The organism is Leptospira wolbachii serovar Codice str. CDC (assembly GCF_000332515.2).
Classification (GTDB): Bacteria; Spirochaetota; Leptospiria; order Leptospirales; family Leptospiraceae; genus Leptospira_A; species Leptospira_A wolbachii.
The window spans coordinates 423247-430365 of sequence record NZ_AOGZ02000008.1; the positions used below are offsets into that span (position 1 = coordinate 423247).

Below are 7119 nucleotides of genomic sequence, written 5' to 3' on the forward strand. Positions count from 1 at the left end.
AAGTTTATGAAACGATTTGGAATATTTTTTAGTTTATCGGTCCTTCTTATTGGTTCCGCACTCGGAGCAGAAGAAGTGGCAAACGAAACTCAGAGTTTAGAAACATTGGCAAAAGAAATGGCGGGTATCAAAACTTCCCTTGCCGAAACAAAACTTGCCCTAGAAACAACCAAACAGGAAGCCAATTGGGTTTGGACTTGTATTGCGGCGTTCCTTGTATTTTTTATGCAAGCAGGGTTTGCGTATGTGGAAGCAGGATTCACAAGAGCCAAAAACGCCGTGAACATCCTTATGAAAAACTTCTCTGACTTAACCGTGGGAGCCATCGCTTATTGGGTGATTGGTTTTTCCATTATGTTCGGTCCCCAAGTCCTTACAGGAATTGGAGTGGGAGTTCCATCCTTTGCGGAAAGTCTCATCAATACGGAAGATGGAAACATGGATCCTTCCAAATATACTTTCTTTATTTTCCAAATTGTTTTTGCTGCGACTGCGGCAACCATCGTTTCGGGGGCAATGGCTGAAAGGACAAAGTTCTCTGCCTATTTGGTCTTTTCCATTGTGATCACAGCCTTTATTTATCCTATTTTTGGATCCTTTGCTTGGGGAAGTCTCCTCGGAATATCCACTGGATTTTTAGAAACTTTGGGACTTGGTGGAGGTGAGGGAGTGGGTTTCCATGACTTTGCAGGATCTACTGTGGTTCATAGTATTGGAGCTTGGGCAGGTCTTGCCGGGGCCATTGTTGTCGGTCCTCGGATGGGAAAATTCCAAACCGATGGTAGGGTCTATCCCATCTTAGGTCACAACATGTCTATGGCAGCACTCGGTGTCTTTATCCTTTGGTTTGGATGGTTCGGGTTTAACCCTGGTTCTACCACTTCGATTGAAGGTGGGAGTTTTGCTCGGATCGCTGTTGTTACACACATGGCAGCTTGCGCTGGCGCCATTTCCGCCATGGTTCTTACTTGGTTGCTCTTTAAAAAACCAGAGATCGGTCTTACTTTAAACGGGGGACTTGCGGGTCTTGTAGCCATCACAGCTCCCTGCGATGTCGTGAGTATTACTGGGGCAGTTTGTATTGGGTCTGTTGCTGGGATTCTAGTGATTGTCTCGGTTCTCTTTTTGGACAAAATCAAAATTGATGATCCAGTGGGTGCGGTCTCTGTCCACGGAGTTTGCGGGGCTTGGGGGACGTTATCTGTTGGCCTTTTCAGTTTGGATACAGGACTTTTTTCGGGTGCTGGTTTTGGGCAATTTGCAGCTCAAGCAATCGGTGTAGTAACTGCTTTCCTATGGGCTTTTCCAACCAGTTTTGCTGCATTTTATATCATCAAAAAAACGATCGGTCTACGGGTTTCCGAAGAAGAAGAATTGTTAGGTTTGGATATTTTAGAACACGGAAACGAAGCTTACCCCGTTTCTAAATAGTCCTTGACCCTAGGCTTTCTATATGGGAAGCCTAGGATGTGTTTCGTTTTCCTTTATTACTCATCCTATTTTTTGTTGGTTGTTTTGAATACGAGGAGACCATCCTCTTTAGAAAGTTAAATTCTGGTACGGTAGAAATCGCCTACACAGTCCCTTTAAAAAAAGATTCCAACGACTCTCTTATTAAATTTTTACCGACTTCTAAAGACGAAATCATTTCTTCTGTCAAAAAGAAATCGAATAACAACTTGCAGGTGAGGGACTTTACTTTTCGCGAACTTGAAAAATCAGAAACGACAGATATGTATTTCAAACGAAAAGGTAAGGTCTCTTACAAACTCGACTTTGAGGATCCTTTGCACTTAGAAGGAGTTTTGATTGGGACCTTTTCTATCAAATCCAAACCAAGATCCTTAACTGTAAAACGTGATTTTCCCAATCTCACTGACAATGCGATTTTAGACACAAGTGCGGGGGAAAAGAAAATCATTTCAGAAACTTCAAGACTCTTACGCGAAGGTCGTATTCAGTTTAAAGTTTTATTCCCTAAAGATTCGGAATGTAGCTCTAACCGAGGTTTTATTGGTCTTGGGAATTTAACCTATCAAATTCCTCTGCAAGAAACTTTAGAAAATCCAGATTCAAAAACTTGGGAATATAAAATTCGTTTTTTCTAAACGAGTTTTAGTTCTTTTGCTGTTTTGATAAACAAATCAAATCCGTCTAAATTTTTCTGTTCAGGGATATAGTGTAACTCTTGTTTGAGGTAACGGTCTGTAACTGCAATCGGAAGTCTTTTTTCTTCTTTAATAATGGAGTCCAATTCCTTTAATCCAAATTCCAAGGCAGTTAAAAAGAGTCTGTCATCCCAAACTTTTCCCTTCGGGAAGGCCCAAAAGGCAAAACAGAAATATAACCCCGTAGACTGATTCCACCATTCCGCTAGATCCACCACTTGGTATCCGGGAACTGGTGTTTGTAATAAGGCATGGTCGCCAAACAAAAGATGAGAACCTTTGCCTTCTTTCATCATTTCTGAGATTTCTGAGGCAGGAGTGGGGATCACATCTACTAATTTTCCGAACTCGCGATAGAGGAGGCATTGCAAAAGTGCCACACTGGATCTAGAGCCTTTGTCGGTATAAACTACATTTGGAAGATCGGGCTCTGATTCATGGCGAAAGAAAAGTACCGAACGAACCACATCTCTTGCACAAACTCCCACGATCTTAGTGAAATCCAAACTCTCTCGGTTTCTTTCGCATTCGATGGAGGAAACAAGGGCACAATCCAATTCCCCACGTTTTAGGAGTTCAATGAGGACACTCGGATTTTCATAGACTGGTAAATATCCGGAAGTTCTCTCAAAATAGAGGGTTAGGGGGCGGGCATTCAGGTGTTTTACGATGCCTATTTTCATTATCTAATTTCCCTTCTAAAAAACAACTTGTCAGAACGGGAAAAGAGTGTCGAATCACTTACGAGGGCAAATTGGACTTTCGAACATCTTTAAATACAATCGGTGATGCCGAATTTGAATTCATTAAAAATTTAGTTTATAAACAAGCTGGTATTTTTTTAGCACCACATAAAAAAATCATGGTCCAGTCTAGACTCAATGCCAGGCTCCGCACTTTAGGGATTACTAGCTTTGAAGACTATGTTGCTAAATTAAAATTAGACCCTAAGTTTGCTACCGATGAAATGCAAGAACTCATCAACCGCATAACAACAAACAAAACGGATTTTTTTCGAGAGAACCATCACTTTGAATTTCTTAAAAACCAATACTTTCCTGCCTTAGAACAAGCAGCAGCCAGCGGAGGTTCTAAAACTCTTCGCATTTGGTGTTCTGCCTCTTCCACGGGAGAAGAGCCATATTCGATTGCCATTACCGTTTATGATTACTTCAATGCAAAACCAGGTTGGAATTGCAAAATTTATGCCTCAGATATAGACACCCAAGTCATTGCCACAGCAAAAAAAGGTCTCTACCGAGATGATAGGCTTGAACCAGTTTCGGAAGCTATGAAAACCAAACACTTCATTAAAACTGTGGAAAAAGATCATGTTTTTTACGAAGCAAAACCACATCTGAAAGCTTTGATTGATTTTCGACAGATCAATCTTTTACATTTCCCCTTTCCCATTACGGATAAATTGGATCTAATCTTTTGTAGGAATGTGGTGATTTATTTTGATAAACAAACACAAAAAACACTGTTTCAAAATTTCGAAGCCAGTCTGAAACCAAAAGGTTATCTGATCCTAGGTCACTCGGAAACCATGTTTGGAATCTCTGATAGTTTTAAGTTTTTAGGACATACCATCTACCAAAGGAAAGAGTAAGGATTTTAGTCTTCTTTCACCCAAAGTTTTTTTAAGTCATCCCACATTTGGTAGGGTTCATAGATAACAATCCTAGTATTGGAAAGTACATCTAGAAATCCTGCCTCGTTGGGGAATCTTGGCACAATATGTTCGTGGATGTGGGGGATGGAACCACCGCTATTCTTTCCTAAATTGTATCCAAGGTTAAAACCTTGCACCTTCCATTGTTTCTCAAGGATCCTCATGGTTTTTTGAGTGAGTTTATGAATGTCTAGGGCTTCTTCCTCAGTGAGTTCCAAGTAATGGATGATATGACGTTTGGGAAAGATGATGATATGGCCTGGATTGTAGGGGAAAAGATTGACCGAAACAATAGAAAGTTCTGTTTCCGCAATGGTCAAATTGGGAACAATTTCGTTTTTGTCGCGAACCCCGCAGAGGATGCAGTCGACATTGGGCCTGTCCCCTTTGGCATAACCTAGTTTTCCTATGCTGAACAGGTTTTTTCTAAGCGAATGTTCTTCATAGGAACTCATTTGTACTTTCAATCTCCCTAAAGGATTAAAGGATTGCAAGGATTTTGACAAGTATACAGTAAGAAAGTAACAGTGTCAGAATCTCCTCATATTCCCGTACTTCCGAGAGAAGTCATCGATTTGCTCCAAAAAACAGAAAGCCCCGAACCCTTGTGGTTTCTTGATGGGACTGCTGGGGAAGGTGGGCATTCCAAACTCATCTTACAAACTTTTCCCACAGCCCAGCTCATACTGATCGATCGTGACGCAGTCATGTTGGAACGTGCCAAAAAAGAAATTAGTTCTGTGATTGGTTCTCTTGACCGAGTCCATCCCTTCCAGATGAACTTTTCTGAAGTAGATAAAGAACTTTTGGATTCAGTCGAGTGCCCGGGTCTTGATGGAGCCCTAGTGGATTTAGGAGTCTCTCTATTCCACTTCTTACACTCGGGAAGAGGGTTTACTTTTAAAAACGATGAACCGCTGGATATGCGACTTGAGCCCCAAGTGGGGCAAAAGACTGCAGCGGACGTCGTAAATTACAGCACAGTTTTGCATCTCAAAAAAGTGTTTTGGGATTATGGGGAAGAACGTTGGGCTTTAAAAGTTGCAAATAACATCGTGCAGACGAGGCAAAAAAAGAAATTTGAAACCAATACAGATCTTGTGAAACTTGTGGAAGCCTCGATTCCCAGAAAGTTTTGGCCCAAAGAATCCCACCCTGCGACCAAAATTTTCCAAGCACTAAGGATTGAAGTCAACGAAGAACTGTTACATGCAGAGAAAGGGATTCGAGTCCTTGCTGAGTCGTTAAAAGTGGGTGGAGTTCTTGCTTGTATTTCTTTTCATTCCTTAGAAGATCGAATTGTCAAATGGACCTTTCGCGATTTAAAGACCACAGAACATTTTGATATCTTAACAAAAAAACCCATCCTGCCAACAGACACCGAAATCCGGGAAAACAGGGCCTCTCGTTCGGCAAAATTAAGAGGGATCCAAAAAATTGATCCGATATTAAAACCGAGATGGGAACGATGAAAGGAAAAATTAGGAACTTACCAGAGTTGGTTCTAGGTTTTTTTTCTCCATTGAAACCCATGGTAGTCCTGTTTCCTTTCCTGGCATTTTTTTATTCCATTGTTTGGCAAGGTTTGGAGAAAGCAAGACTCACACGCCAAATCCACGAACGAACGTCCACCAAAGAAGAACTCAAACGTAAGAATGATGAACTTAAAATCGGAATTGTAGCCTATACCTCTGCCGAACGAATTGAAACTCTCTATCGCAGAACCTACCAATTCCTTCCCGTAAGCCTTGGGAACCGAACCGTGACGATAGAGCTCCCGCCCATTCCTGAAGAGGGACTTACACAAAAAAAATGAAATTATCAGAAATCATCAAACGAATACCCGATGTAAAACTTCTCAAGGGAGAAGGTTCTTTGGAAGTGGATTATATCTGGGGGGATAGTCGGAAACTAAAACCCAAGGATATCTTTGTTCTCCCGGAAGATACTGAAGAAAAACAGGAATCATTTCTTAAGATGGCAGGGGAACTTGGTTCAAAGGTAATCCTTGTTTCCAAACGGAACTTGAAATTGAAAGGTTTGGAAATCTTTCCCAACATCCTCGAAACTGAGGAGGCAGTGGGAGATGCACATGGTAAGATTGCTTGCCTTTTAGCTGGAAATCCGGCTAAAAAAATGAAACTTGTGGCTATCACGGGAACCAATGGCAAAACTTCTTTAACTTTTATCCTCTTCCACCTAGCAAGAAAAGTTGGTAAAAACGCAGCCCTCATTGGAACTGTTCAGATCCAAATCATGGATCGGGTTTTAGAATCGGGTTATACCACTCCCGATGCCTCTTCACTCAACCTTCTTCTGAAACAGATGTTAGAAGAAGGAATCGAATATGTGTTTATCGAAATGAGTAGCCATGGATTGAAACTGGGACGGGTGGCGGGCCTAGAAATTACTTGCGCTGGATTTACGAACCTAACCCAAGATCATTTGGACTTTCATCCTAATATGGAAGATTATTTTGAAAGTAAGTTCAAAATTTTCCAACTCTTAGAACAATCCTCTGTGAAAAATAAATTTGGACTTGTAGCTGGAGACGTATCTTACGGTACTTCGATGATAAAACGGATTGCCGATGCCAAATTAAAATCACCCATTTATATTTTGGGAAAATCAGGCGAATTCAATTATACCAATACGAAACTTTCCCTCTTGGGAAGTGAATATCGTTTTCACAAAAAAGCAAAGAATCTTCCTTTCATTGAAGTTCGTAGTATCAAAACAAACTTACTTGGAAATTTCAATGTATTCAATACTTCCTTTGCCTTAGCCATTGCTTATGAGTTGGGATTTCCTTGGGAGGAAGTGATTTCTTGTTTGGAAAAAATACCAACAGTTCCCGGTCGTTTCCATGTGGTGCCTTTTCCTGACAGATCTCGGATTGCAGTTGTGGATTATGCCCACACTCCTGATGCCTTAGAAAATATCTTAAAAAGTTGTGTGGAAATTGCTCCCAAACAAATCATTTGTTTGTTTGGCTGTGGTGGGGACCGGGATCGCACCAAACGACCGCAGATGGCTCGAATTGCAGAAACCTTTGCGGATTTTGTCATTCTCACTTCTGACAATCCAAGAACCGAATCTCCGGATGCAATTTTAGATGAAATCGAATCGGGTTTTTCTCGTGGCTTCCAAAGGTATGAAAAAATCACAGACCGAAGAGTTGCGATTCAAAGAGCCGTTGGACTCCTTGACCGAGATGGAATTTTGGTGGTTGCGGGCAAAGGCCATGAAACCTACCAAATCATAGAGTCTACGCGT

Annotated in this window: 8 protein-coding genes; 6 read left to right on the forward strand and 2 right to left on the reverse strand. The window is 41.3% G+C overall.

Going from position 1 to position 7119, the window contains the following annotated elements:
• Positions 1 to 6: 6 nt before the first annotated feature.
• Together LEP1GSC195_RS03825 and LEP1GSC195_RS03830 are read left to right on the forward strand one after the other, a co-directional pair.
• On the forward strand, positions 7 to 1431 hold the full coding sequence (locus LEP1GSC195_RS03825) for an ammonium transporter (protein ID WP_015680010.1): 1425 nt from the start codon (positions 7 to 9) through the stop codon (positions 1429 to 1431).
• Positions 1432 to 1469: 38 nt separating this feature from the next.
• Complete coding sequence (locus LEP1GSC195_RS03830; RefSeq protein WP_015679897.1) at positions 1470 to 2108, forward strand: LIC11874 family lipoprotein; 639 nt, start codon at positions 1470 to 1472, stop codon at positions 2106 to 2108.
• Here the strand turns inward: LEP1GSC195_RS03830 and LEP1GSC195_RS03835 are convergent.
• A complete protein-coding gene (locus tag LEP1GSC195_RS03835) occupies positions 2105 to 2851 on the reverse strand; it encodes a menaquinone biosynthetic enzyme MqnA/MqnD family protein (protein ID WP_015680182.1) in 747 nt (248 codons plus the stop codon). The two genes, LEP1GSC195_RS03830 and LEP1GSC195_RS03835, sit on opposite strands and share 4 nt — an antisense overlap.
• A gap of 71 nt (positions 2852 to 2922) precedes the next feature.
• Between LEP1GSC195_RS03835 and LEP1GSC195_RS03840 the strand changes: the two genes are divergently transcribed.
• Positions 2923 to 3780: a CheR family methyltransferase gene (locus tag LEP1GSC195_RS03840; protein WP_015680170.1), complete on the forward strand. Its 858-nt coding sequence runs from the start codon at positions 2923 to 2925 to the stop codon at positions 3778 to 3780.
• Positions 3781 to 3785: 5 nt separating this feature from the next.
• Here the strand turns inward: LEP1GSC195_RS03840 and LEP1GSC195_RS03845 are convergent, their stop codons facing one another.
• Positions 3786 to 4298, reverse strand: coding sequence for an HIT family protein (locus tag LEP1GSC195_RS03845; protein ID WP_002987086.1), 513 nt, complete (start codon positions 4296 to 4298; stop codon positions 3786 to 3788).
• 72 nt (positions 4299 to 4370) lie between these two features.
• Here LEP1GSC195_RS03845 and rsmH point away from each other — a divergent pair, with 72 nt between their 5' ends.
• The 3 genes from rsmH to LEP1GSC195_RS03860 all read left to right on the forward strand — a co-directional run.
• On the forward strand, positions 4371 to 5315 hold the full coding sequence (rsmH, locus tag LEP1GSC195_RS03850; protein ID WP_015679820.1) for a 16S rRNA (cytosine(1402)-N(4))-methyltransferase RsmH: 945 nt from the start codon (positions 4371 to 4373) through the stop codon (positions 5313 to 5315).
• Positions 5303 to 5659 (forward strand): hypothetical protein, encoded by a 357-nt coding sequence (locus LEP1GSC195_RS03855; RefSeq protein WP_015679834.1) that lies wholly within the window; start codon positions 5303 to 5305, stop codon positions 5657 to 5659. The genes rsmH and LEP1GSC195_RS03855 overlap by 13 nt, the downstream gene beginning before the upstream one ends.
• Positions 5656 to 7119, forward strand: a 1464-nt coding sequence (locus LEP1GSC195_RS03860) for a UDP-N-acetylmuramoyl-L-alanyl-D-glutamate--2,6-diaminopimelate ligase (RefSeq protein WP_015680044.1), incomplete at its 3' end; no start/stop codon positions are given. The genes LEP1GSC195_RS03855 and LEP1GSC195_RS03860, both read left to right, overlap by 4 nt.

Excerpts from the sequence above, each read along its gene's own strand:
- LEP1GSC195_RS03825 (WP_015680010.1), top strand. The coding sequence starts at position 7 with ATGAAACGATTTGGAATATTTTTTAGTTTATCGGTCCTTCTTATTGGT.
- LEP1GSC195_RS03835 (WP_015680182.1), bottom strand. The coding sequence starts at position 2,851 with ATGAAAATAGGCATCGTAAAACACCTGAATGCCCGCCCCCTAACCCTC.
- LEP1GSC195_RS03855 (WP_015679834.1), top strand. The coding sequence starts at position 5,303 with ATGGGAACGATGAAAGGAAAAATTAGGAACTTACCAGAGTTGGTTCTA.
- LEP1GSC195_RS03845 (WP_002987086.1), bottom strand. The coding sequence starts at position 4,298 with ATGAGTTCCTATGAAGAACATTCGCTTAGAAAAAACCTGTTCAGCATA.